The sequence below is a fragment of the Dermacoccus sp. GAS27A genome (assembly GCF_044909235.1).
Taxonomy (GTDB): Bacteria; Actinomycetota; Actinomycetes; order Actinomycetales; family Dermatophilaceae; genus Dermacoccus; species Dermacoccus nishinomiyaensis.
The window spans coordinates 42,782-65,158 of record NZ_JBIYDW010000010.1; the positions used below are offsets into that span (position 1 = coordinate 42,782).

Genomic DNA, 22,377 nt, shown 5'->3' on the forward strand with positions numbered 1-22,377 from the left:
GTCCGCGACCTTGGTCCTGTGCGTCGGGCGACGCGTCCGCCCGAGTCAGCCGTGCGTCCGTACCGAACACCACGTCCGACGAATGTGGAGAAAATCGCAGATGTGGACAGGAATCGCAGATGGGTCAGGGGGTCGCGGCGAGCGCAGCCAGGCGACGCAGCGCGAATTCGTAGCCCTGGACACCACACCCGACGATGACGGCCACCGCCTTGTCGCTCAAGTACGAGTGGTGCCGAAACGCCTCGCGCGCATGGACGTTCGAGATGTGCACCTCGACGAACGGCGCCTCGACACTCGCGAGAGCATCCCGGATGGCGACACTCGTGTGCGTGTACGCCCCCGCGTTGATGACGATGCCCGCGCTGTCGTGACGGATGCGCTGGATCTCGTCGACGAGCGCCCCCTCGTGGTTGCTCTGGAAGCACTCGACGCCGAACCCCAGCTCGTCACCGACCCGCGCGGCGAGCGTCTCGACGTCAGCGAGCGTGTCGGCACCGTAGATCGACGGTTCGCGTTCACCGAGCAGGTTGAGGTTCGGGCCGTTGAGGACGTGCAGCGTGCGAGTCATGGACCCATTGTCGTCGGGTTCGGGCGACGGATCCAGGTGGTGCCTCGGTGGTGGTTCCGCGGCGCCTCGGGCATCCGTCACACCGCGTCCGCGCTACGCCCCGTGCTGCGGTGACCGAGCGCCCCCACCGTCACGACGAGCAAGCCCATCGCGACGGCAACGATGACGAACACCGGTGTACTGCCGTGGTCTTCGAGCACCGGCAGCAGGATGAACGGCAGGAACGCCGTGACGAGCTTGCTCAACGAGTACGCCGCGCCGGCAGCCGTGCCACGGATCGCCGTCGGGTACGAATCGGCGAGATACACGTGGTACGCGTTCGAGAACAGGTTCGACGCGCACGAGTACAGGAAGCCGGCGGCGATGATCTGAGCCGTCGACGACGCGAATCCGAACCACAGGCCGAAGATCGCCATGAGCGTCGCCGTCGCCATGACGAGGTACTTGCGCTCGATGCGCTCGACGATCGGCACGGCCAGCAGCGACCCGAGCGGGTAGCCGAGGTAGCTGAGCGCGACGAACAGCAGCGAGCTCGTGACGCTGTAGCCCTTCGCGACGAGGACGAGCGGCGCCACTGTCCCGAAGCCGTAGTAGCCGAACACCTCGAGGGCCGACAGCAGCCACAACATGATCGTGCGCTTCGTGTACGGCGCCTTGAACAGCGACGCCATCGAGACCTGACGGGACCCGACGGGCGTGAGCGACGCGTCCGGCTCGGCGAGGGTGTGGCCCTCGGCGCGCGCGGCGTCCTCGAACTCGCGGGTGATCGCGTCGGCCTCGTCGTGACGGCCCTGCGCCTCGAGCCAGCGTGGCGACTCGGGCAACCCGGTACGCACGGCCCACACGACGATCGAGCCGATCGCGCCGAAGACGAACAGCCAGCGCCACCCGTCGATGCCGAACGGCGTCATCGGCACGAGCCAGCGCGCGAGGAAGCCGACCGTCGGCACCCCGAGGAAGCTGATCGTGTACGCCCACGAGATGAACTGCCCGCGCTTGTTCTTCGGCAGGATGTCGGACAGGTAGGAGTCGCCGAGCGCGTACTCGCCGCCGATGCCGATGCCCGCGAAGAACCGCGTGATGACGAGCCACGCCGCGTTCGGGCTGAACGCGCCCGCGAGCGAGAACGCCGAGTAGAGCGCGAGGTTGACCATGAACGCCTTGCGCCGCCCGATGCGGTCGGCGAGGCGCCCCATGAACAGCGCCCCGATGAACTGCCCGATGAACGCCGACGCGAGCACCCACTTGAGCACGTCGCCCTTCAGCGCGAAGTCTTCCTTCAGCACCGCGGCGATCGTCGAGGCGAGAAAATTCTCGTACGCGTCGAAGAACAACCCGAGGCCGATGACGCCCGTGGCGAGCAGATGCTTGCGTGTGATCGGCAGCCGGTCGAGGCGTGCGGCGACCGACGTCCCCGTCGCGGGTGCCACCGACGCATTGGGCAGCGATGCTTCTGTCATCGCGGCAGCCTAGCCGCGGTGAGACTCGCGCACTAGGTTGAGGTCAGACAGCGATACACGGCATGCGGTCGGCTCGGGCCGACCGCATGGCGGTGGCGACGGACGATGCTCGGCCGCCACAACCACGTGACGAGAGGACACCCGAATGCAGCGCGAATCCGGCGACGCTCACATCCGCCGCTACTACGAGGTCGTCGACGCCGGCGACGTCGAGGGCGTGCTCGACATCTTCACCGACGACGCCACCTACTGCCGCCCCGGATACGAACCCATGGCCGGCCGCGAGGCGCTGCGGGCGTTCTACTCGGGCGATCGCGTCATCGAATCGGGGCGCCACAGCGTCACGTCACTGCTCATCGACGGCGACGAGGCGTTCGTGCGCGGCGAGTTCAACGGGGTGCTCAAGGACGGCAGCGACGCGCACCTCGAGTTCGCCGACTTCTTCCGCTTCGGCGCCGACGATCGCATCGCCTACCGCCAGACGTACTTCTACGCTCCGCTCGTCTGACGCCGGGGCACGCTTCGAAGGGGTGCTGACGTCACGTCGGCGGAGCATCGATTCCTCGACGTGCTGAACACCGCCCGTGCGGGCGCACTGCCTGAGAGCGGCGGCCCCGCATCGCCGAGTTGCAGCTCCCGGGGGCCGGCAAGAGCAGACGTGATCGTCAGACACCGCGCAGGTCGAGCGTCAGCGTGCGGGGGCCGTCGCCGGTGATGACGAGGGGGATGCCCCAATCCTGTTGGTAAAGATGGCAGGCGGCGTGCTCGGGCACCTCGCCGGTGTCGGGGTCGCCGTCGCAGGCGGCTGCGCGGACGCTGACGTGCAGGATGGCCGAGCCGACGCTCTCGTCGATCGTCAGCGTGCGCGTGAGCCCCTGCTGCTTGCCCGCTCCGTCGCGTAGGAACGCCTCGGGAGAGCTGCTCACCTGCAGCATCGTCGGGTCGCCGTAACGGTGGTCGAGTTTCTGCCCCGCCGGCGGCGTGAACGTGACGACGAGTTCCACTGCGCCCGAGGCGATCTCGCTCGGCGGGCGCTGCGTCTGCTGCGCATCGCCCTCGATGCGTTGCGCTTCGGCGGTCAGCGCCACCGGCGTCAGACGATGGGCGTTCGACTCGACGACGAGCAGGTGTGCATCAGCGTCCACCTCCCCCGGGACGACGATGACGTCGCTCGGTTCGGCCAGGCCCGTGGCGAGCGTCGTCACCTCGCCGCTCGACGGGTCGAAGCGCCGAATCGCGCCGTTGTACGTGTCGGCGACGGCGACGGATCCGTCGGGTAGTTCCGTCACACCGAGGGGATGCTGCAGCAGCGCCGCGTCAGCCGCGCCGTCGACGTGGCCGAAGTCGAACAACCCTTGCCCGACGTGGGTCGTCACCTCGAAACCCTCGTCGCTCACGCTGAGGCTGCGCAAGGCACTCGTCTCGGAGTCGGCGACCCAGACGTGTGAGCCGTCCGCGCTCGTCGCGAGACCGCTGGGCTGCGCGAACCAGGCGTCGTGGGCGGCGCCGTCGCGGATCCCCTCGTTGCTCGTGCCTGCGAGCACGGCGACGGTGTTGAGCTCGGCGCTCTCGCCCAGATGCAGCGCCCACAGCTGGTGCGTGCCCGCCATCGCGATGATGACGCGGTCGTGCCACCACGCGAGATCCCACGGCGTCGACAGCGCCTGACGCAGCGCCGGGCCGCCGCCGTCACGTTCGCGCAGCTGCTCGCCTGTGCCCGCGACGGTGCGAATCCGCCCGTCACTCAACCGAATCGCCTTGATCTCGTGGTTGACGCTGTCCGCGACGAGCAGGTCGTCGCCGGTGCGTGCGCGAGCCTCTTCGGGAAGGAGCAACAGCCCCTGTGGTTCGTTGAACACCCCCGGGCCGCCGTAGCGCGCGAGCTCCGTCTCGCCGTCCTCGGCGAGGTGCACGACCTGGTGGTGCGCGGTGTCGCTGACGAAGAAACCCCCGCTCGTCAGGTGCCCCCCGGCACCCGCGGAAGAGGCGGCGTCGTCCGCGCTCTGGCGGCCCGTGGGCTGCGCCTGCACCGGGCGAGCCGGCGCGGTGATGACCTTTCCCGGGAAACGCAGCAACGTCTCGGGGGCAGGCGGCGCGACGTACGGACCGTCACCGCGACGCAGCGTCCCCTTGGTCGTGTGCTCGGCGATGAGGTCGTCGATGAGCACGCTCAATCCGTGCGCGTGTCCTTCACCGGACATCGACGCGACGATGTAGCCCTCCGGGTCGAGGACGACAAGCGTCGGCCACGCGCGCGCCGCGTACGCCTGCCACGTCGTGAGGTCGGGGTCGTCGAGGACGGGGTGGTGCACCGCGTACCGCTCGACGGCGGCTTCGAGGGCATCGCGATCGGCCTCGTGCTCGAACTTCGGCGAGTGCACGCCGATGAGGACGAGCTGGTCGCCGTATTTCTCCTCGAGCGGGCGCAATTCATCGAGCACGTGGAGACAGTTGATGCAGCAGAACGTCCAGAAGTCGAGGACGACGACCTTGCCGCGCAGGCTCGTCAGCGTGATGTCGGCGCCGCCGGTGTTGAGCCAGCCCCGCCCCGTCAGTTCCGGCGCCCGAAGTTTCATGACCGCTACCCTACGCGCCCGATCTTGCGTCACGAACGCATGCAATACCGCGCGTTCACGACGCAAGATCAGCGGCTGCACCGGCCAAGGCTGACTCACGTCGCCGAGCACGTCGCCGCCCAACACCTGACGCTTGAGCTTGGGCAGCAGCCGCAGGGCGTGCATCATCGCCTCGGGCCGCGCCATTCGTCGTTGCGCCACCATGCTGAGGACGGTCGCCGCCGCACGATCACTGCGCGCCCATGACGCCAACCGCGCAGGCCTGCCAGCATCACTGCCTCTCGCCGTCAGCCCAGGCGGAATTGCCGGCGTTGAGCACGGCGGCCACGATGGGTGATCGTTCGTCTCACCACCCGGCTGCGAGCACGTGCACCGCCTGTGTCCCGTGCACGCGGAATCGCCCCGCGACCACGTGCGTCCGGATCTGATGACGCGTGCTGCCCAGTTGACGTAGTTGCCCCCGCGACACCACCCCGAACATTTCGACGCCAGTTCGCAGGCGTCAACGTGGGTCGCTTGCGCTGAAGTCACCCTCGAGGGTGCCCGAATCGGGGTGGCGCGCGCTGAGGCCCTGTGGACAACCCGACCTTGGGTCATGAACGCGCGGTATGGCGCGCGTTCATGACACAACATCCGGGCCGCGGTCAGAGGCGACGGTCGCTCAGGACGGGGAAGGCCTCGCGGGTGGCGGCGACGTCGTCGAGGTCGATGTCGAGGGTGATGGTGCGTTCGCCGCGCCCGGCTTCGGCGAGCACCTCTCCGGTCGGCGAGATGATGGCTGAGTTGCCGCCCATCTCCGTACCGGCGTGCGTGCCGGCGGTATTGCAGGCGATGACGAACACCTGGTTCTCGATGGCGCGGGCCTGCAGCAGCGTGCGCCACGCCGCGACGCGCGCAGCCGGCCAAGCGGCAGGGATGACGAACACCTCGGCGCCCGCGTCGACCTGCTTGCGGTACAACTCGGGAAAACGCAGGTCGTAGCACGTCGACAGACCAACCTTGACGTGGCCGTCGGGCGCAGACGCGCCCTCCCTCGCATCGTCGGCGACACTCGCGGCGGGGGCATCGTCCACCTCGCTGGAGGTGCTCATGTCGCCGTCGAGGTTGACCCCGGCCAGTTCGGCGCCCATCGCCCATTCGCTCTGTGACGCCTCGACGCAGGCCTCCGGGTTCGCCGGGTCGCAGACGGCGCCGTCGCCGTCGTCGACTGCGACTTCGGCGGCCATGGCGCCACCGGCCCTGGCGCCACCGGCCCTGTCACCCAGCGCCAGGTCGAGGACGATGACCTCCTCGCCGGCTTCTAGCAGTTTGGGTTCGCCGTTGCCGAAGCCAAATCGGTGGATCTTGCGGTAGGTGCCGACGAGGTCGCCGTCACGGTCGAACATCAGCGAGGTGTTCCACAGCCCGCGCCCCTCGGGGCCCTTCTCGCCGGGCTTCTCGATGATCGAGCCGGCGTGAACGAATGCGCCGACGTTCGCCGCGGCCTCTGACAACGCCCGCGCGACGGGCCCTTCGACGCTCTGCGCCTTCTCGTTCCACGCCGGGTAGTCGAAACCTCCGGCGCTCCACAGCTCCGGCAGCACGACGAGGTCGGCGCCTTTCTGCGACTCGACGAGCGACGCGACGCGTTCGATGCGCGCCCCCATCGGCTCCGAATCGGTGTAGGCAAGCTGGATGACGGCGACGCGCATGGCTACTCCTTGTCGATGCCCCCGACGGTGACGCGGCCGGATTCGGCGCGCCCAGAGGGCTGCTCGGGACGTTCGTCGTGCTCACCCTCGACCGTAGTCGACGCCGCTGCTTCCGTCGTGCTCGACGACATCTGACGGGCCGGTTCTTCACCCTCCGCCTGACCGGGGGACGCAGCCTGACCACCCTGACCACCCCGCGAGGCGAGGTAGGCGTTGTAGGCCTTGAGCTCAGCGTCACCGTCGCGTTCGGCACGACGCTCCGCGCGCTGACCCTCGATGCGGTCGGATCGGTACCACTGCGCGGCGACGACCATGGCGAGCAAGAATGTCGGGCCCTCACCGGAGCCCCACGTGATCGTTCCGGCGGCCTGCTGGTCGCGCAGCGGATCCGAGACGTAGTGCAGGGCGGTGAAGAACGAGGGCGCGAGCAACGTGCTACCCGTCATCATCGCGACACCGAAGAATGCGTGGAACGTGATCGTGATGAGCAGCACGAGCAGCCGCAGCGGCGCCGGCCACTTCTTGGGGCCGGGGTCGATGCCGATCAGGGCCCACGCGAACAGGTAGCCACTGACGAGGAAGTGGATGTTCATGAGGATGTGCCCGGTGTGCGTGCGCAGCGCCAGCTCGAAGAACGGCGTGTAGTAGAAGACGATGAGGCTGACGAAGAACAGGGCCGAGCTGACAGCAGGGTTGGCGACGACGTTGAGGTAACGGCTGTGCACGACCGACAGCAGCACCTCGCGCGGTCCGCGTGTGCCGTCGGAGCGCTTGGGCCATGCCCGCAGCATGAGGGTGACGGGCGCGGCCATGACGAGCAGGATCGGCACCGTCATCGAGATGACCATGTGTCCGGCCATGTGGACGCTCATCATGACGCGTCCGTAGACCCCGGCGCCGCTGTCGATCGTCACGATGAACACGAGCCAAGCGAGCACCCACAGGATCGTGCGGTGGATCGGCCAGTGGTCGCCGCGGCGGTGCAGGCGCACAGCCCAGCGCACGTACTGGACGATGGCGATGACGGCGAACGTCGTCATCAGCCACTCGATGCGCCACTGCGAGAAGAAGTTCGCGGGCGTCAGAGCGGGCGGCGCCGGGTATCCGGTGAGCGCGACGACCGGGTCGGCGCTCTCGACGACCTGCCCTGACGGCGGCGCGGAGCGCGCTAGCGCCGCAGCGAGGCCCATCGTCGCGCCCATGACGAGCGCCTCGACGAGGGCGAGCCGGGCGAACAGCGCCTTGCTGGGCCGGTCGCTCGCGTCACGTTCGAGGACGGCGACGACACGGCGTCGCTGCATGAGCCCGAGCGCGCCGAGCACGACGAGGCACAGTGCCTTCGCGACGATGACGAGGCCGTAGCGCGTCGTCACGTACTGGCTGAGGTCGGGTACGCGCAGCGTCGAGGCGAGCACGCCGGAGAAAGCGACGAAGCCGACGCACCACGTCGCGACGCTCGAGTAGCGCCGCACCGACGCTGCCGCGGCCTTGCCGAGGCGGCCCCACATGACGCCGAGGGCGATGATGCCGCCCACCCAGAGCGTCACGGGGACGAGGTGCATGATGAGCGAGTCGACGGCCGTCTCGTGATCGCTCGAACCGGCGGCGTGGCCGCTCAACGCGATCGGCCACAGCGCGAGCAGACCGAGTGCCGTCATCCATGCCAGGCTCGTACGCGAGGAGTGCCACCAGCAGACCACCGCGATGACGAGCGCCGCGATCGCCGTCAGCATCGGGTTGCGCAGGATCTCCAGCTGCCACGTGTTGCTCCACCACTGACCCGTGTACCCGCGCGAACCGACGGGGATGCCGGCCAGGTCGCCGTAGCTGAGGTAGCTGACGACGAGGGTCGCGCCGAACCACAGGGCTGCGCCGATCGAGGCCCAGCGCCCGATGCGCGCGACCCGCATCGTCTTGTGGCCCTCGGCGACGAGAAACGCACCGAGCCCGGTGAAGCCGATGGTCGCCGCCATCGCGACGTCCGCCGCGGGCTTGAACAGAGCGATGCCCCAGCGCACGATCGCGCCGGCGTCGAGCAGCTGCTGCGCCTTGCTCGCTCCGGTGAACACGACGGCGCCGGCTGCGACGGCGACCGCGAGCGCCATCGCAGCCGCGAGCAGACGCCCGCCACCGAGCGGCCCTGTGGGGGCAGACGGGGTGGGTTTCGTGGCGCTCGAACTCATGCGCCCAGCCTACGTGGGCCCGGTGACAACCCCTCGGGCCACCCGATCCCCGCACGTCCGGCGTCGTCATGCCCGACAGGGCCCGCGCGGCCCGGCGACCCATCCATCCATCCGATCGACCCCACCCCAATAAATTTGCTTGCATGGCACAACCAAACATATAGTTGTGCAGCCCAAGCATTCTTGGGCACTCCCTCCCCTCAAGGAACCGAAGTGACCGTCGACCTCCCCGTCGCACGCGACATCGCGACATCCTTCGTCGGGGCCGCGAAGGCGATGAGCGCGCACAAGCGCAAGTTGCCACGACCCCACCCGCACGCCGACCACGGCGCGCTGCCCCTGCTCTACGCCCTCGAGGCGGAGCCGCTGCGCGTCTCGGCCCTCGCCGACATCGTCCACTCCGACGTCTCGACGGTCAGTCGCCAGGTGAGCGCACTCACCGACGGCGGCCTCGTCACCAAGATCTGTGATCCGCAGGACGGTCGCGCGCAACTCGTCACCCTGACGCCCGACGCGCGCGAACTCGTCAGCACACTGCGCGAGGATCGCGCCGCGTGGATGCAGAACCTGCTCACCGATTGGAGCACCGCGGAAGCCCGCGAGTTCCAGCACCTGCTGCTCAAGTTCACCGCATCGCTCGATGCCTACCAGGGCGGCTGCACGCCCCGCGCCGGGCAACCCACTCACCTCCGTCCCCCAGCCTGAACGTCGAAAGGCACCCTCTTGTCTGCACAGACCGCTGCGCCACCCTCGCAGCAATCGAGCTCGGCAGGGCTCTCGCACGGCCAGATCATGACGATCCTCGCGGGTCTCATGATGGGCATGTTCCTGGCCGCACTCGACCAGACGATCGTCTCCACCGCCATCCGCACCATCGGTGACGACCTGCACGGCCTCTCCGCGCAGGCCTGGGTGACGACGGCCTACCTCATCACCTCGACCATCGCGACCCCGCTGTACGGCAAGCTCTCCGACATCTTCGGCCGCCGCGGGTTCTACCTGTTCGCGATCGTCATCTTCGTCATCGGCTCGCTCGCATGTTCATTCGCGAACAGCATGTACATGCTCGCCGCGTTCCGCGCCATCCAGGGCATCGGCGCCGGTGGCCTCATGTCGCTGGCCCTCGCGATCATCGGTGACATCCTGCCGCCGCGCGAACGCGCCAAGTACCAGGGTTACTTCCTCGCCGTCTTCGCGACGAGCTCCGTCCTCGGCCCCGTCATCGGTGGCTTCTTCGCCGAGCAGGGCCACATCCTCGGTCTCACCGGCTGGCGCTGGGTCTTCCTCATCAACGTGCCGATCGGCATCGTCGCCTTCCTCGTCGTCGCCCGCACCCTGCACCTCGAGCACACGCGTCAGGACCACCGCATCGACTACTGGGGCGCCGTCGCGCTCACGATCGGCCTCGTGCCGCTGCTGACCGTCGCCGAGCAGGGACGCACGTGGGGCTGGGGTTCGGGCAAGTCGATCGCCTGCTTCGCCATCGGCATCCTCGGCCTCATCGCTTTCGTCCTCGCCGAGGCGAAGATGAAGGACGAGGCCCTCATCCCGCTGCGCATCTTCCGCCACCGTGCCGTGACGGTCACCGTCGTCGCCTCCGTCATCATCGGCATGGCGATGTTCGGCGCCATGATGATGCTGCCGCTCTACATGCAGATCGTGCACAACGCCTCCCCGATGAAGTCGGGCCTCATGATGCTGCCGCTCGTCGCCGGCATGATGACGGCCTCCATCACAGCCGGCCAGTTGACGGCTCGTACGGGTCGCGTGCGCGAGTTCCCGATCATCGGCACCGCCATCGTCACCGTCGGCATGTTCCTGCTGCACACGATCAGCGCCGACACGCCGCTGTGGCAGGTCATGGTGTTCATGGCCATCGTCGGCATCGGCCTCGGCAACTGCATGCAGGCGCTGACGCTCATCGTGCAGAACGCCGTCAGCCCCCGCGAGATCGGCATGGCCACCTCGTCCGCCACGTTCTTCCGTCAGATCGGTGGAACCGTCGGCGTCGCCATCTTCTTGTCGATGCTGTTCTCGACGGTGGGCGGCAACATCAAGACGAACCTCACCGACGAGGCGAAGACGCCCGCGTTCCAGCAGGCCCTCAAGAGCGGTCTCGCCGACAAGGAGCTCATGAAGGACGAGCACGCCTACGGCATCCTGCAGAGCCTGGCGAACCCGAAGTCCGGCGGCGGCGCCCTGAACAACGTGAGCGAGGACTCCTCCGTCATCGCTCGCCTGCCGAAGGCTGTTGCTCACCCGTTCGAGGCAGGCTTCGCGCAGTCGATGGACCACGTGTTCCTGCTCGCCTCAGGCATCGCACTGCTCGGTTTCATCACCCTGCTGTTCCTGCCGAAGATCGAGTTGCGCAAGCAATCGGCGATGGCCGCGGCCGCGGCGCAGGACAAGTCGAACGCCGAGCTCGCCGCTGACGGTGGCGCGGCACGTCGCGCCGACACCGTAGCCGACGGTGGCGTGGACGCAGGTTCGACGCCCGCCGACGAGACGCACGATGACGTGAGCGACGCCGTCGCCGCTGCCATCGCGCGCGTCGAGGCGCGCAAGCATGGCGAGCAGGTCGATCACTCGGTCGCTCGTCACGCCTCCCACGACGAGTGACGGCTGCTCGCGACGCACGCTGAGTGATGCCCACCCCGACCTGGTCGGGGTGGGCATCACTCGTCTTCGGCGCACCCGATGTTTGAATGGGCGGTTCATCGTCGGCGCCGCACGCCGGGCCGAGGGAGGGACAGGCATGGAGCACTGGCAGCTCGATCACCCCGTATGCGGAACGTTGGAGGCCTACGCCGGGTCGGCTGACGAACTCCGTACCGTCGACCCGGGATTCACACCCGGCGCACCGGATCCCGGCCGCGACGATGACGGCACGGGCGCGTCGCCGGTGGGCGACGAGGGGCACGGGGTCAAAGGATCTTCGACGGGTGCGCCGGTCGTCACGCCGGCCGGTGCCAGTCGCGCCCGCGGCAGCACCCGCCGCCGGCAGGCGAGCGTCTGCCCCTCTCGCCGGGGCGAAAGAAGAAGCTGCGCACCCATCTCGGCCTCGACGATGAGTGGGCGCGCCCAGGGCTCGTGCTCATGCGTGACGGGGTGGTGTGCGCCCGCCGCCGCAGCATCGGCAACTTCAAGATCCGCCTCATGCGTTCCACACCCGACGGGCACTTCACCGAGCACACCCAGGCGACGGAGAAGCCGCGCGTCGAGGTGAGCGTCAACCCGGTGCGCGGGTACGTCATGGACGTCCAGCTGCGCGACGACGGCGGGGTCACCGCCTTCGAGGCGCCGGTGGGTTCGATGGCGGCACATCGGTACGCCGCGACGGATTCGTCGCCGCTCAAGCGGGTGCTGTACCCGATCCTCGGCGGGCTCCGCAAGAGTGGATGGGCGGTCAGCGTGCTCGTCCTCGGTCCCCTCGTCGCGCGATTGCTCGCGTGGATGGCATCACTCGTGCCGGACATCGACTGGCCCGAGATCCCATGGCCGAGCGTCTCGTGGCCCTCGGTCGACCTGCCGTCGATCCCGTGGCCCAGGCTGCCGTCGTGGACCCCACCGGGCTGGCTCGCATGGTTGCTCGAGCACCCGAAGGTGTGGGTACCCATCGTCGCGGCCGCGTTCTGCGGCGTCACCGCGGATCGCAACCGCAGACGCTCGGAGCGCAAGAAGGCCGAGTGGGCCAAGCGTCACGCCTACGCGCGCCTCGCGGCCGATCTGCACGCCCTCCACGGCTCACGCACCGAGGAAGCTCAGGGCGCAGCTGAGTCACTTCGTGCCCCACGAGTCAGTCAGACTGACGCAGGTGGCACGACGTGACTCAGCCGGCCGAACGAGGGAGCGAAATCAGCCCCAGAGCATCGCCTTCGCAGGGTTCTCGAGAATCTGGCCGACGGTCGACAGGTACCGCGAACCGACGTCGCCGTCGATGATGCGGTGGTCGAAGCTCAAGGACAGCTGCGCGATCTGGCGGATCACCATCTCCTGCTCGCCGCGCTCGTTCTCGACGACCCACGGCATCGGACGCACCGTGCCGATGGCGAGGATGCCGCTCTCACCGGGCTTGATGATCGGCGTGCCCGAATCGACGCCGAAGACACCGATGTTCGAGATCGTGAACGTGCCGCCGTTGAGGATGGCCGGGCTCGGCTTGCCGTGACGTGCGATCTCGACGAGCTTCGCGATCTCACGCCCCAGGTCGCCGAGGCCGAAGCGGCCGGCGTCCTTGACGTTCGGCACGAGCAGCCCACGGTCGGTGGCCGCGGCGATGCCGAGGTTCACCTCGGAACGCATGACGATCTCGCCGTTCGCGTCGTCCCACAGTGCGTTCATCATCGGCTCACGCTGCATCGCGATGAGGCACGCCTTCGCGACGACGAGCAGCGGCGTCACCTTGATGTCCTTGAGCTCGCGCATGCCCTGCAGTTCGCGGACGAACTCCATCGTGCGCGTCATGTCGACGGTGAGGAACTCCGTGACGTGCGGCGCCGTGAACGCGCTGCTCACCATGGCCTGCGCCGTCACCTTGCGCACGCCCTTGATCGGGATGCGCTCGTCGCTCAGACCGGCCGGGGCCGGAGCGGCAGCCGTCGGCTTGTCGGGGCGCACCGACGGGGCACTGGCCGCAGCCTTCGCGACGGTGTCCGCACTCGGCGCTGGTGGGGCGCTCGACGCGACGGTCGGCGTCGACATCGCCGCGGGCGCGTTTGAACCCCCGGCCTTCTTCACGTCGTCCCGAGTGACGACGCCGTCCTCTCGCGAGGGTTCGACAGTATCGATGTCGACGCCCTGCTGCTTCGCGAACCCGCGCGTCGCGGGGGCGGCGAGCGTGCCGCCACCCGACGCGCCGCCACCGGCTCCACGGCCGCGACGAGCGCGGCGCGTCGAGCTCGACGGCGTCGGGCCGTAGCCGACGAGCGTCTTCTGCTGCGGCTCGTCATCCGACTCGCCGGTCTCGGCGGGCGCGACGTCGGCCGCCGTCTGCATCTCGGCCGCGACCTCGCCACCGTCGGCAGCTCCGGAAGCGTCATCGGCGGCACCGGCAGCGCCATCGTCCGCAGGGGCTATATCGCCGCCGACGTCGATCGTGACGATCGGCGTGCCGACCTCGACCGTCTCGCCCTCGGGCACGAGGATCGATGCGACCGTCCCGGCCCACGGGATGGGCAGTTCGACGAGCGACTTCGCCGTCTCGATCTCGAGGACGACCTGGTTGACGTCGACGGTGTCGCCTGCGGTGACGTGCCACGTCACGATCTCGGCCTCGACGAGCCCTTCACCGGGGTCGGGCAGGGTGAACTCTTGAATGGCCATGTTCGGCGGTACTCCTAGAAGCTGAAGGACGCGTCGACGGCGTCGAGGATGCGGTCGAGCCCGGGCAGGTATTCGCGCTCGTGGCGGCTCGGCGGGTAGGGGATGTCATAGCCGGTGACGCGTTGCACGGGCGCTTCGAGCGAATAGAAGCAGCGCTCCTGCAGGAGCGCGGCCAGCTCGGCGCCCACCCCGTACGAGCGTGCGGCCTCGTGCACGATGACGGCGCGGCCCGTCTTGCGCACGGACTCGCAGATCGTCTCCTCGTCGATCGGCGACAGCGTGCGCAGGTCGATGACCTCGAGCGAGCGACCCTCCGCCTCGGCGGCCGCGGCGACGTCGAGGCACGTGCGCACCATCGGGCCGTACGCGAGCAGCGTCAGGTCGGTGCCCTCGCGCAGCACCTCGGCCTCGAAGAGGCCGCGAGCGGGGCCGGCTGCGAGGTCGAGCTGGTCGGGGCTGGGCTCGTGGTAGCGGCGCTTGGGCTCGAAGAAGATGACCGGGTCGTCGCAGTCGATCGCCTGACGCATCATCCAGTACGCGTCGACGGGGCGCGAGCACACGACGACGCGCAGGCCGGCGGTGTGCGCGAAGTACGCCTCGTTCGACTCGCTGTGGTGCTCGACGGCGCCGATGCCGCCGCCGAACGGGATGCGGATGACCATGGGCAGCTTGACGGCGCCCTCGGTGCGGTTGTGCACCTTGGAGACCTGGCTGACGATCTGGTCGAACGCCGGGTACACGAACCCGTCGAACTGGATCTCGACGATCGGGCGGTACCCGCGCATCGCGAGGCCGACGGCCGAACCGACGATGCCGGATTCGGCCAGCGGCGGGTCGATGACGCGCTCGCCGAACTCCTTCTTCAACCCGTCGGTCAGGCGGAAGACGCCGCCGAGCTCGCCGACGTCCTCACCGATGACGACGACCTTGTCGTCGGCCGCCATCGCGTCGTGCATCGCCGCGTTGAGCGCCTTGGCGAGTGAGAGCTTGGGGGCCTTCTTCGGTTTCGCGGCCTTCTCGGCGCCGGGGGCCGTGCTCGTGGAAGCGCCGCTCATGCTGCATCGTCCTCGAAGGAGGCGAGATAGGCCGCGAACTCGTCGCGCTGAGCGGTGAGCTGGTCGTCCATGACCGTGTAGGCGTGGTCGAACATCGCCGTCATCTCCGGGTCGGGCATCTCGAGGCACGAGCGGCGCCACTCGGCGGCGAGCTCCTTCGCCTCGGCGTCGACGTCGTCGAAGAACGCCGCGTCGGCGTGGTTCTCGCGCTCGAGCAGCGAACGCAGGCGCGCGATCGGGTCCTTCGCCTTCCACGCCTCGACGTGCGCCGAGTCGCGGTAGCGCGACGGGTCGTCGGACGTCGTGTGCGCGCCCATGCGGTAGGTGAACGCCTCGACGAGCGTCGGGCCGAGCCCGCTGCGCGCGTTGTCGAGGCTGCGACGGGTGACGGCGTACGTCGCGAGGACGTCGTTGCCGTCGGTGCGCACGCCGGGGAAGCCGAAGCCGTCAGCGCGCTTGTAGGGCGGGATGATGAACTGACGCGTGTTCGGCTCGCTGATCGCCCAGCCGTTGTTCTGGATGAAGAAGACCATCGGCGAGTGGTTGACGGCCGCGTAGACCATCGCCTCGTTGAAGTCGCCCTGGCTCGTGCCGCCGTCGCCGGTGAATGCCATGACGGCCGCGTCGACGTTCACGTCCCCCGTGCCGACGACACCGTCGAGGCGCAGGCCCATGGCATAGCCGACGGCGTTGAGCATCTGGTTGCCGATGACGATCGTCGAGGTGTTGAAGTTGTGCTTGCGCGGGTCGTGACCGCCGTGCGTGACGCCGCGGTAGAGCGCGAAGACCTGGCTCGGCTGGATGCCGCGGCAGAACGCGACGCCGTGCTCGCGGTAGCCGGGGAAGCCGTAGTCCTGCTCGCGCAGCGCGTGGCCGGCGGCGACCTGGGCGGCCTCCTGGCCGAGCAGCTGCGGCCACAGGCCGAGCTCGCCCTGGCGCTGCAGGCTGTAGCCCTCGATGTCGAATCGGCGCACGAGCACCATGTCGCGGTACATCGCGCGCACCTCTTCGGCCGTGATGGCCTTGAGCGCTTCCATGTACGGCTCGTTGACGCTCGTCATCGGCGAGCGGGTGCCGTCGGGTGCGATGAGCTGCACCATGTCGGGGCCGCCGTCGGTGATGTCCGGCTTGCCGTCGAGGGCATGACCGGCCACGTGCGTCACCCCATCGAGGTGCGCTGCGTGATTGGTGCGCGAAGCGTCGGGAATCGTCATCGTTTCCTCCTTGCGCGACGTCGCCCTGAGTGCGGGGCGTGAGGCGTTCGGGGGTGACGTCACGGAGTGCGGGACGCCACCACAGGGCTTGTGACGCAGGTCACGCCACCTAGGAGACGCTACCTGGCTACCGACGAGTAATTCGCATCCGAATGACGGTTTCGTCGTCCGAGTTCACAGTGGTATCGAGGCGCGAAACCCCGTCTCACGATGTGATCGGCACCACTCGAATCTAGCCCGAAGAGACGACTCACCCCGCGTAGAAGCGCGTCACGACGTCGATGAGACGGCCGTTGGCCTCGACCTCGGCGATCGTGCAGCGCACGCCGTCACCGTCGAACGGGCGCACGACGAGACCGTTCTCGTCCGCGAAGGCAGCGAACTCGAGTGCCCGCTCGCGGAGCGGCAGCCACACGAAGTTGGCCTGCGTGTCGGGGATGTCGACGCCCGCCTCGCCCAGGGCGTCGACGACGCGTCGGCGCTCAGCGACGAGGGCGACGACGCGCTCCTGCAGTTCGTCGAACGCTGCGATGCTGGCGATGGCGGCCTTCTGCGCCATGTCACTCACGCCGAACGGGGTGGCCGCCTTGCGCAGCGCCGTCGTGATGCGCGGGCGCGCCAACGCGTAACCGACGCGCAGCCCCGCGAGGCCGTAGGCCTTGGAGAAGGTCCGCAGGACGACGACGTTGGGAAACTCGCGGTAGATGGAGAGCGCGTCCGGCGCATCGTCCGCGACGACGAACTCGAGGTAAGCCTCGTCGAGCACGACGAGCAGATCCTCCGGCAGCGACCGCAGGAACGCGCGCAACTCGTCAGCACGCACGCTCGGGCCTGTCGGATTGTTGGGTGTGCAGACGATGAGCAGCCGCGTGCGATCGGTGACGGCAGCCGCCATCGCATCGAGGTCGTGCCGCGCGTCGGCGTCGAGCGGCACCTGCACCGAGCGCGCCCCCGCGAGCGCGACGACGATCGGGTACGCCTCGAACGAGCGCCACGCGTAGACGACCTCGTCGCCCGGCTCGCACGTGATCTGGATGAGGGAGGCGAGGACGCCCACCGAGCCCGTGCCGAAGCTCACCTCGTCGGCGCTCACACCCACCCGCTGCGCCAGGGCGTGCGTCAACTCCGACGACGCCATGTCCGGGTAACGGTTCATCGTCGTCGCGGCCTCGCGCACGATGTCGAGCACGGACGGCAGCGGCGGGTACGGGTTCTCGTTGCTGGAGATCTTGAACACGCTCGTGACGCCGCGCTCCGAATCCTCCGCGGCCGTGGCCGCCGGCCTGCCCGGCTTGTAACCCGGCACGGAATCGAGGGTGGTGCGCAGACGGACGGGGGTCTCCAGCGATTCGCTCATGCTCTCAGCCTAGGCCGCGCGAGGTTTCCAGATGTTCTTCATCGTTCCCCCAGCATGAGCACCTTTAATGACGCCGAGAATCAGATCAGGGGAGGCCACCTTGTCCATCACCAGCCCGACGCTGCTCACCCTCGTGGTGATCGGTGCCGTCATCGTGCCACTGGCGCTCGTCCTGGTGCGCCAGCGCACGAAGGCGACGTGGCAGCGCGCCGTCGGCAGTTGGGTGGCGATCGTCGTCGCCCAGGTGCTCGCCGTCGCCTCCCTCGGGTTGTACGTCAACCGTCAGTACGGTTTCTACTCGAGCTGGGACGACGCGCTCGGCAAGACGGACAACGGCGCGGCCGCCATCGCCGCCGGTGGTGTCGACGCCAGCTCCGCCGGCAGCGGCAGCTTCGAGTCGTTCCCCATCACCACGCCGGGCGGTGGCACCGCGCAGAGCGTCGCGTGGTTGCCGCCGGGCTACCACGACAAGGCGAACGCCAACAAGCGCTACCCCGTCCTCGTCGTGCTGCCTGGCTACGCCAACACGGTCGGCTCCACCGTCGAGAACCTCAACTTCGGTCAGACGGCGAGCGCTCTCGTCGAGAAGGGGACGACCGCCCCGTTCGTCGCCGTGTTCGCGCCCTACCAGACGGTGCAGGGACGCGACACCGAGTGCACCAACATCACGCACGGCCCCCAGGAACTGACGTTCCTGACGCGGACGGTGCCCAACGCCATCCGTTCGCACCTGCGAGTCGCCAAGGAGTCGAAGCAGTGGTCGGCGCTGGGCTGGAGCACCGGCGGGTACTGCGCGGCAAAGGCGCTCTACACCCGTTCCGGTTCACCATGGGGCTCGGCAGTCTCGATGGGTGGGTACTTCGAATCGATGACGGACGGAACGACGGGCGACCTCTACCGCTCGAAGAGTGAGCGCGACCTCAACTCCCCGTCCTACCTCTACCGCCTCTACCAGATGCCCACGACGCGCATGCTCCTCGTCGCGAGCCGTGAGGACAAGGCGACCTGGACCACCTCGAAGCGCATGGCCGACCTGGCCAAGGCCGATCCGCACGTGTCGGCGATGTGGATCGCGCACGGCGGGCACAACTACAACACGTACGTCCCCCACCTGGGCGAGATGATCCAGTGGGCGTTCACCCAACCGCAGACCTGAGGCCGGCCGTCAGCGAGCGCGCCGCTCAGATCGAGGAAACATTCAGCCCTGCGGGGCAGAGTGGGTTCATGCGCACACTCGTCAAGGTCGCCATCAACGCGGCCGCCATCTGGGTGGCCGCCGCCCTGCTCGAGGGCATGACGCTCGCGGACGGGTTCACGACGAACTCGACGAAGCTGGTCACGGCACTCGTCGTCGGCGCACTCTTCGGCGTCGTGAACGCGCTCGTGCGGCCGCTCGCGAAGCTGCTCGGGCTGCCGTTCCTCGTCCTGACGCTCGGGTTGTTCATCTTCGTCATCAACGCGGCGATGCTCATGCTGACGTCGTGGCTCGCGGGTCAGCTCGGCGTCGCGTTCCACATCGACCGCTTCTGGCCGACCGCTGTCGTCGGAGCCGCCATCGTGTCGGTCGTGTCATGGATCCTCGGGCTCATCATCGACCCGGACGACGAGCGCAGCGACTACCGCGTCTGAGGCTCAGGCCCAGCCCGGCTCGTCACCGTTCTCGAGGTAGACACCGCTCTCGCCGTTCTCGATCGCCGTGACGGCGCGCCGGATCACCTTGGCGGTGTAGGCCGCGACGTGGTCGTCGAGTTCGTCGAGGCCGATGAAGTGGATGCCTGCGATCTCCTTGCGCTGCAGCGCGAATTCGCCTGCCGGACGGTCGAGTTCGACGTCGAACAGGTAGAGCATCGCGTCGTCCCAGCCGCGCCACGGCGGCAGCCACGACACGACACGCAGACCTGTGATCGTCGCCGTCGCGCCGAGTTCCTCCGCGATCTCCCGCACGAGGGCGTGCGCCGGTGACTCGTGCGGGTCGACGACACCGCCGGGCAGATCCCAGAACTTCTTGTACGACAACTGACACAGCATGACCCGACCCTCGGCGTCACGCACGAGCCCCTGGGTGATGGTGCGCGTGCGCGGCAGCTTGCGGTTGAGGTAGACCGCCGCCTTCGAGACAGTGTTCTCGTCGGGCAGGCCCTCGGCGTCGACCTCGGCGCGCGTCGCACGACGCAACTCGTCGACCCCTGCAGGTGTGCCGCTCTGCGCGGCGTCGTCGACCGGCGAGCTCGTCACGGGGGCCGACTTCTCATCGCCTGAGTTCTCGAGGGCGCGGTTCTCGGGAGCCTGGTTCTCAGGGGCCCGGCTGTCGTGGGCGGGCTTGTCGGGATCGTTCATCGCTCGTCATCCCTCCGGTCGCAGGTGGGCGATCTCGTCGAGGAAGTCGTCGACTTCCTTCGGGTCGTAGCCGCGCCGCAAGCCCGACGACGCGAAACGCGCCTGCGCCGGGTCGGGCAGCTCGACGCCGCGACGCATCGCGACGACGACGGAGTCGAGGTAGTCGTCGACGTCGCTCTCGTCGTAGCTCGTCGCCGTGCGCCGCAGCAACGTGAAGTGCTTGTCGCGCACGCGATCCATCTGCTGCGAACTCCAGCGCGGCGCGCCGTCACGCGCACCCGCGAAGGCCGCCAGTTCGGCTTCCTGAGCGCGACGTGCCACGTCCTGCGGATCCTCGATCGGCGTGGTGCGTCGCCACACCGACAGCACGGTGCGCAGACCGTCGACCTGCCCGAGGTTCAGCCCGCCGCGCGCGGTGCGCCGCAGTACCATCGCATCGAGGTCGGGCAGCGGCTTGCCGGCTCTCATCGCGATGACGGCGCGACGGCGCAGGCGCTCGACGTCCTCACGTTCGTACCCGATGGTGCTCGGCGCGAAACGCGCTCCTTCGACGCAGGCGATCTGCTCGGAACTCCACGACATGCCCCCACCTTTTCACGTCCTCGCAAACCCCGCCCGTCGACGATCCGTGCTTGGCTGAGCCAAGAGCGTGAGTCGCACCCTAAGCGCGATCGGCGCAGGCGACGCGGCTGCTGAGGGGGAGGCCATTTGCCGACGAGCGAGTACGTCACGACCCACGCAGGTTCCGGTGTCATCAACGCCGTCCTGGCCGGGATGCTGGGCCTGCTCGCCGTGAGGGTGTTCGTCGTCGGCGCCCTCATCGGCGCCACCGGCCTGCTCGTGCGCCGGGCCTGCAGAGCGGATCCCGAGCAGAACGAGGCGAGTGCGCCCGGCTCGGCACCGGGCGGCACCCGAACCGTCACAGCGTGAGGACGAGCTTGCCCGTCGCGCGGCGCTCCTCCATCTCGGCGATGGCCTCGCCGGCACGCTCGAGGGGGCGTACCTCGCCGAGTACCGGTGAGAGTTGACCGGAGGCGACGAGCGGCTCGATCGCCTTCCACTGCACGGGCACCGTCTCGGGGCGCGGCATCCAGAACGCGCCCCACCCGACGCCGACGACGTCGACGTTGTTGAGCAGCAGCCGGTTGACCTTCACCTCGGGAATCGCGCCGCCGGTGAACCCGATGACGAGCAAGCGGCCTTCGACGGCGAGGCTGCGCAGCGAGTCGGTGAAGCGGTCGCCGCCGACCGGGTCGACGACGATGTCGACGCCGCGGCCGTCCGTCAGCTCCATGACGGCGTCCTTGAACCCGTCGGGCGCGATGACGTCGTCCGCGCCGGCCTGGGTGGCGATCGCGCGCTTGTCGTCGCTCGAGGCGACGGCGATCACGCGCGCACCACGCGCCTTGGCGTGCTGGATCGCGGCGATGCCGATGCCGCCGGCCGCACCGTGCACGAGCACCGTCTCCCCCTCGGCCAGGCGCCCACGTCGGTCGAGGGCGAACTGCACGGTGAGGTAGTTCATGGGCAGGGCCGCACCCGTCTCGAAGCCGACGTCGTCCGGCAGGTGGAAGACGAACGGCGCTGCGACGCACACCTGCTCGGCCATCCCCCCGAAGCCGGGGAAGGCGACGACACGGTCGCCCACGCTGAACCCCGACCCCTCGGGCGCCTGGGCGACGACGCCCGCCACCTCGGCCCCGAGCGTGAACGGCGGCTCGGGCTTCATCTGGTACAGCCCACGGGTCAGCAACGCGTCGGGGTAGCACAACCCGGCGGCGCGCACGTCGATGAGCACCTCGTGCGGCTTCGGCGTGGGGGCGTCGACGTCGTTGATACGGACGGCGCCGGGCCCGTCGAGGGTGACGACCTGAACTGCGCGCATGGCTACTCCTTGGTGGGGGTCTGGGAGGTGTGATCGTGAGGGGTGACGGGCTGGGGCACGTCAGGCCCGCAGTCGTGGCGGGGCGCGCCGTCGTCCTGGGGGGAGAAGTGCGACGGCGTGATCGCCACGCCGCTCAACGCGTCGAGCGCCGCCAGCGCATGACGGACGGTGGCGCCGGCGTCGAACTGCTCGCGCACGGCGGGGCGTGTGCCCTGGACGGCGAGATCCTCGACGTACGCGAGCCAGGCGTGGACGACGGCGGGGTGCGGCGTCGTCGAATCGGGTTCTGTGGCAAGCGAAGAGAGGACGATGTCGGTGAGGCGCTCCCGCAGCGTGACAGCGGCCTCGGCTCCCCCGACGTCGGCGAGGCTGCCCTCGACGAGGGCGCGATAGAGCTCGTGTCGGCGTTCGATCTGAGCGACGAACGCCTCGACCATCGCGGCGAGCGCCGCGCGGCCCGTCACGTCGTCGGGCGGGGTGACGTTGCGCAGGATGCGGCGACCCGCGGCTGCGACGACAGCCTCGTAGTACGCGGTCTTCGACGGGAAATAATGGAAGAGCAACCCGCGCGAGATGCCGGCCTCCTCGGCGACGGCGTCGAGCGCGACGTCCTGGATGGGTCGCTCGGTGAGCATCTTCAGCCCGATGCCGAGCAGCTGACGGCGGCGCTCGTCCTGTGTCAGGCGCTGACGGGGTCTGGAATCTTTCTCGCTCACTCTATTGAGCATT

At 68.9% G+C, this 22,377-nt stretch carries 21 protein-coding genes; 8 read left to right on the top strand and 13 right to left on the bottom strand.

Annotation, left to right across the window (positions count from 1 at the left end):
- Positions 1 to 124: 124 nt before the first annotated feature.
- Both aroQ and ABH936_RS11280 read right to left on the bottom strand, forming a co-directional pair.
- Complete coding sequence (gene aroQ / locus ABH936_RS11275) at positions 125 to 568, bottom strand: type II 3-dehydroquinate dehydratase (RefSeq protein WP_208065370.1); 444 nt, start codon at positions 566 to 568, stop codon at positions 125 to 127.
- 77 nt (positions 569 to 645) lie between these two features.
- Positions 646 to 2,028, bottom strand: a complete 1,383-nt coding sequence (locus ABH936_RS11280; protein WP_404603280.1) for an MFS transporter — start codon at positions 2,026 to 2,028, stop codon at positions 646 to 648.
- 145 nt (positions 2,029 to 2,173) lie between these two features.
- Between ABH936_RS11280 and ABH936_RS11285 the strand changes: the two genes are divergently transcribed.
- Positions 2,174 to 2,536: a nuclear transport factor 2 family protein gene (locus tag ABH936_RS11285; protein WP_404603281.1), complete on the top strand. Its 363-nt coding sequence runs from the start codon at positions 2,174 to 2,176 to the stop codon at positions 2,534 to 2,536.
- A 157-nt stretch (positions 2,537 to 2,693) separates the two neighbouring features.
- On the opposite strand, the gene ABH936_RS11290 is transcribed toward ABH936_RS11285, so the two are convergent.
- The 3 genes from ABH936_RS11290 to ABH936_RS11300 all read right to left on the bottom strand — a co-directional run bounded on the left by ABH936_RS11290 (position 2,694) and on the right by ABH936_RS11300 (position 8,478).
- Entirely contained in the window at positions 2,694 to 4,604 is a 1,911-nt protein-coding gene (locus ABH936_RS11290; protein WP_404603282.1) for an NHL domain-containing thioredoxin family protein, read from the bottom strand.
- 644 nt (positions 4,605 to 5,248) lie between these two features.
- On the bottom strand, positions 5,249 to 6,295 hold the full coding sequence (locus tag ABH936_RS11295) for a nitrilase-related carbon-nitrogen hydrolase (protein ID WP_404603283.1): 1,047 nt from the start codon (positions 6,293 to 6,295) through the stop codon (positions 5,249 to 5,251).
- A gap of 2 nt (positions 6,296 to 6,297) precedes the next feature.
- Positions 6,298 to 8,478 (bottom strand): cytochrome c oxidase assembly protein, encoded by a 2,181-nt coding sequence (locus ABH936_RS11300; protein ID WP_404603284.1) that lies wholly within the window; start codon positions 8,476 to 8,478, stop codon positions 6,298 to 6,300.
- Positions 8,479 to 8,691: 213 nt separating this feature from the next.
- Here ABH936_RS11300 and ABH936_RS11305 point away from each other — a divergent pair, with 213 nt between their 5' ends.
- The 3 genes from ABH936_RS11305 to ABH936_RS11315 all read left to right on the top strand — a co-directional run bounded on the left by ABH936_RS11305 (position 8,692) and on the right by ABH936_RS11315 (position 12,306).
- Positions 8,692 to 9,183: a MarR family winged helix-turn-helix transcriptional regulator gene (locus ABH936_RS11305; RefSeq protein WP_074046281.1), complete on the top strand. Its 492-nt coding sequence runs from the start codon at positions 8,692 to 8,694 to the stop codon at positions 9,181 to 9,183.
- A gap of 18 nt (positions 9,184 to 9,201) precedes the next feature.
- Complete coding sequence (locus tag ABH936_RS11310) at positions 9,202 to 11,097, top strand: MDR family MFS transporter (RefSeq protein WP_404603285.1); 1,896 nt, start codon at positions 9,202 to 9,204, stop codon at positions 11,095 to 11,097.
- A 477-nt stretch (positions 11,098 to 11,574) separates the two neighbouring features.
- A complete protein-coding gene (locus tag ABH936_RS11315; protein ID WP_404603286.1) occupies positions 11,575 to 12,306 on the top strand; it encodes a hypothetical protein in 732 nt (243 codons plus the stop codon).
- A 27-nt stretch (positions 12,307 to 12,333) separates the two neighbouring features.
- On the opposite strand, the gene ABH936_RS11320 is transcribed toward ABH936_RS11315, so the two are convergent.
- The 4 genes from ABH936_RS11320 to hisC form a co-directional block, all read right to left on the bottom strand.
- Entirely contained in the window at positions 12,334 to 13,800 is a 1,467-nt protein-coding gene (locus tag ABH936_RS11320; protein WP_404603287.1) for a dihydrolipoamide acetyltransferase family protein, read from the bottom strand.
- Positions 13,801 to 13,814: 14 nt separating this feature from the next.
- Positions 13,815 to 14,855 carry an alpha-ketoacid dehydrogenase subunit beta gene (locus tag ABH936_RS11325; RefSeq protein WP_006946950.1) on the bottom strand — a complete coding sequence of 347 codons (1,041 nt, stop codon included), beginning with the start codon at positions 14,853 to 14,855 and terminating at the stop codon, positions 13,815 to 13,817.
- A complete protein-coding gene (locus ABH936_RS11330; RefSeq protein ID WP_275439148.1) occupies positions 14,852 to 16,069 on the bottom strand; it encodes a thiamine pyrophosphate-dependent dehydrogenase E1 component subunit alpha in 1,218 nt (405 codons plus the stop codon). The genes ABH936_RS11325 and ABH936_RS11330 overlap by 4 nt, the downstream gene beginning before the upstream one ends.
- 250 nt (positions 16,070 to 16,319) lie before the next feature.
- The gene (gene hisC / locus ABH936_RS11335; protein WP_404603289.1) at positions 16,320 to 17,426 is read right to left on the bottom strand and encodes a histidinol-phosphate transaminase; all 1,107 of its coding nucleotides are present in this window, start codon (positions 17,424 to 17,426) and stop codon (positions 16,320 to 16,322) included.
- A 100-nt stretch (positions 17,427 to 17,526) separates the two neighbouring features.
- Between hisC and ABH936_RS11340 the strand changes: the two genes are divergently transcribed.
- Both ABH936_RS11340 and ABH936_RS11345 read left to right on the top strand, forming a co-directional pair.
- The gene (locus tag ABH936_RS11340) at positions 17,527 to 18,582 is read left to right on the top strand and encodes an alpha/beta hydrolase (protein WP_404603290.1); all 1,056 of its coding nucleotides are present in this window, start codon (positions 17,527 to 17,529) and stop codon (positions 18,580 to 18,582) included.
- Positions 18,583 to 18,650: 68 nt separating this feature from the next.
- Positions 18,651 to 19,055: a phage holin family protein gene (locus ABH936_RS11345; protein ID WP_208065383.1), complete on the top strand. Its 405-nt coding sequence runs from the start codon at positions 18,651 to 18,653 to the stop codon at positions 19,053 to 19,055.
- A 3-nt stretch (positions 19,056 to 19,058) separates the two neighbouring features.
- Here ABH936_RS11345 and ABH936_RS11350 read toward each other — a convergent pair whose 3' ends face one another.
- Positions 19,059 to 19,661, bottom strand: coding sequence for an NUDIX domain-containing protein (locus tag ABH936_RS11350; RefSeq protein ID WP_404603291.1), 603 nt, complete (start codon positions 19,659 to 19,661; stop codon positions 19,059 to 19,061).
- On the opposite strand from ABH936_RS11350, the gene ABH936_RS11355 reads away from it, so the two are divergent.
- The gene (locus ABH936_RS11355; RefSeq protein WP_404603292.1) at positions 19,621 to 19,833 is read left to right on the top strand and encodes a pentapeptide repeat-containing protein; all 213 of its coding nucleotides are present in this window, start codon (positions 19,621 to 19,623) and stop codon (positions 19,831 to 19,833) included. The genes ABH936_RS11350 and ABH936_RS11355 overlap by 41 nt on opposite strands.
- Here ABH936_RS11355 and ABH936_RS11360 read toward each other — a convergent pair.
- Positions 19,770 to 20,345, bottom strand: a complete 576-nt coding sequence (locus ABH936_RS11360) for a DivIVA domain-containing protein (RefSeq protein WP_144693651.1) — start codon at positions 20,343 to 20,345, stop codon at positions 19,770 to 19,772. The two genes, ABH936_RS11355 and ABH936_RS11360, sit on opposite strands and share 64 nt — an antisense overlap.
- Positions 20,346 to 20,471: 126 nt before the next feature.
- Between ABH936_RS11360 and ABH936_RS11365 the strand changes: the two genes are divergently transcribed.
- Positions 20,472 to 20,693: a hypothetical protein gene (locus tag ABH936_RS11365; RefSeq protein ID WP_404603293.1), complete on the top strand. Its 222-nt coding sequence runs from the start codon at positions 20,472 to 20,474 to the stop codon at positions 20,691 to 20,693.
- On the opposite strand, the gene ABH936_RS11370 is transcribed toward ABH936_RS11365, so the two are convergent.
- Positions 20,683 to 21,648, bottom strand: coding sequence for an NADPH:quinone oxidoreductase family protein (locus ABH936_RS11370; RefSeq protein WP_404603294.1), 966 nt, complete (start codon positions 21,646 to 21,648; stop codon positions 20,683 to 20,685). The two genes, ABH936_RS11365 and ABH936_RS11370, sit on opposite strands and share 11 nt — an antisense overlap.
- A gap of 2 nt (positions 21,649 to 21,650) precedes the next feature.
- Positions 21,651 to 22,364 carry a TetR/AcrR family transcriptional regulator gene (locus tag ABH936_RS11375; RefSeq protein ID WP_404603295.1) on the bottom strand — a complete coding sequence of 238 codons (714 nt, stop codon included), beginning with the start codon at positions 22,362 to 22,364 and terminating at the stop codon, positions 21,651 to 21,653.
- Positions 22,365 to 22,377: the final 13 nt, after the last annotated feature.

Excerpts from the sequence above, each read along its gene's own strand:
- aroQ (WP_208065370.1), bottom strand. The coding sequence starts at position 568 with ATGACTCGCACGCTGCACGTCCTCAACGGCCCGAACCTCAACCTGCTC.
- ABH936_RS11280 (WP_404603280.1), bottom strand. The coding sequence starts at position 2,028 with ATGACAGAAGCATCGCTGCCCAATGCGTCGGTGGCACCCGCGACGGGG.
- ABH936_RS11285 (WP_404603281.1), top strand. The coding sequence starts at position 2,174 with ATGCAGCGCGAATCCGGCGACGCTCACATCCGCCGCTACTACGAGGTC.
- ABH936_RS11290 (WP_404603282.1), bottom strand. The coding sequence starts at position 4,604 with ATGAAACTTCGGGCGCCGGAACTGACGGGGCGGGGCTGGCTCAACACC.
- ABH936_RS11295 (WP_404603283.1), bottom strand. The coding sequence starts at position 6,295 with ATGCGCGTCGCCGTCATCCAGCTTGCCTACACCGATTCGGAGCCGATG.
- ABH936_RS11300 (WP_404603284.1), bottom strand. The coding sequence starts at position 8,478 with ATGAGTTCGAGCGCCACGAAACCCACCCCGTCTGCCCCCACAGGGCCG.
- ABH936_RS11315 (WP_404603286.1), top strand. The coding sequence starts at position 11,575 with ATGCGTGACGGGGTGGTGTGCGCCCGCCGCCGCAGCATCGGCAACTTC.
- ABH936_RS11320 (WP_404603287.1), bottom strand. The coding sequence starts at position 13,800 with ATGGCCATTCAAGAGTTCACCCTGCCCGACCCCGGTGAAGGGCTCGTC.
- ABH936_RS11325 (WP_006946950.1), bottom strand. The coding sequence starts at position 14,855 with ATGAGCGGCGCTTCCACGAGCACGGCCCCCGGCGCCGAGAAGGCCGCG.
- ABH936_RS11330 (WP_275439148.1), bottom strand. The coding sequence starts at position 16,069 with ATGACGATTCCCGACGCTTCGCGCACCAATCACGCAGCGCACCTCGAT.
- hisC (WP_404603289.1), bottom strand. The coding sequence starts at position 17,426 with ATGAGCGAATCGCTGGAGACCCCCGTCCGTCTGCGCACCACCCTCGAT.
- ABH936_RS11345 (WP_208065383.1), top strand. The coding sequence starts at position 18,651 with ATGCGCACACTCGTCAAGGTCGCCATCAACGCGGCCGCCATCTGGGTG.
- ABH936_RS11360 (WP_144693651.1), bottom strand. The coding sequence starts at position 20,345 with ATGTCGTGGAGTTCCGAGCAGATCGCCTGCGTCGAAGGAGCGCGTTTC.
- ABH936_RS11370 (WP_404603294.1), bottom strand. The coding sequence starts at position 21,648 with ATGCGCGCAGTTCAGGTCGTCACCCTCGACGGGCCCGGCGCCGTCCGT.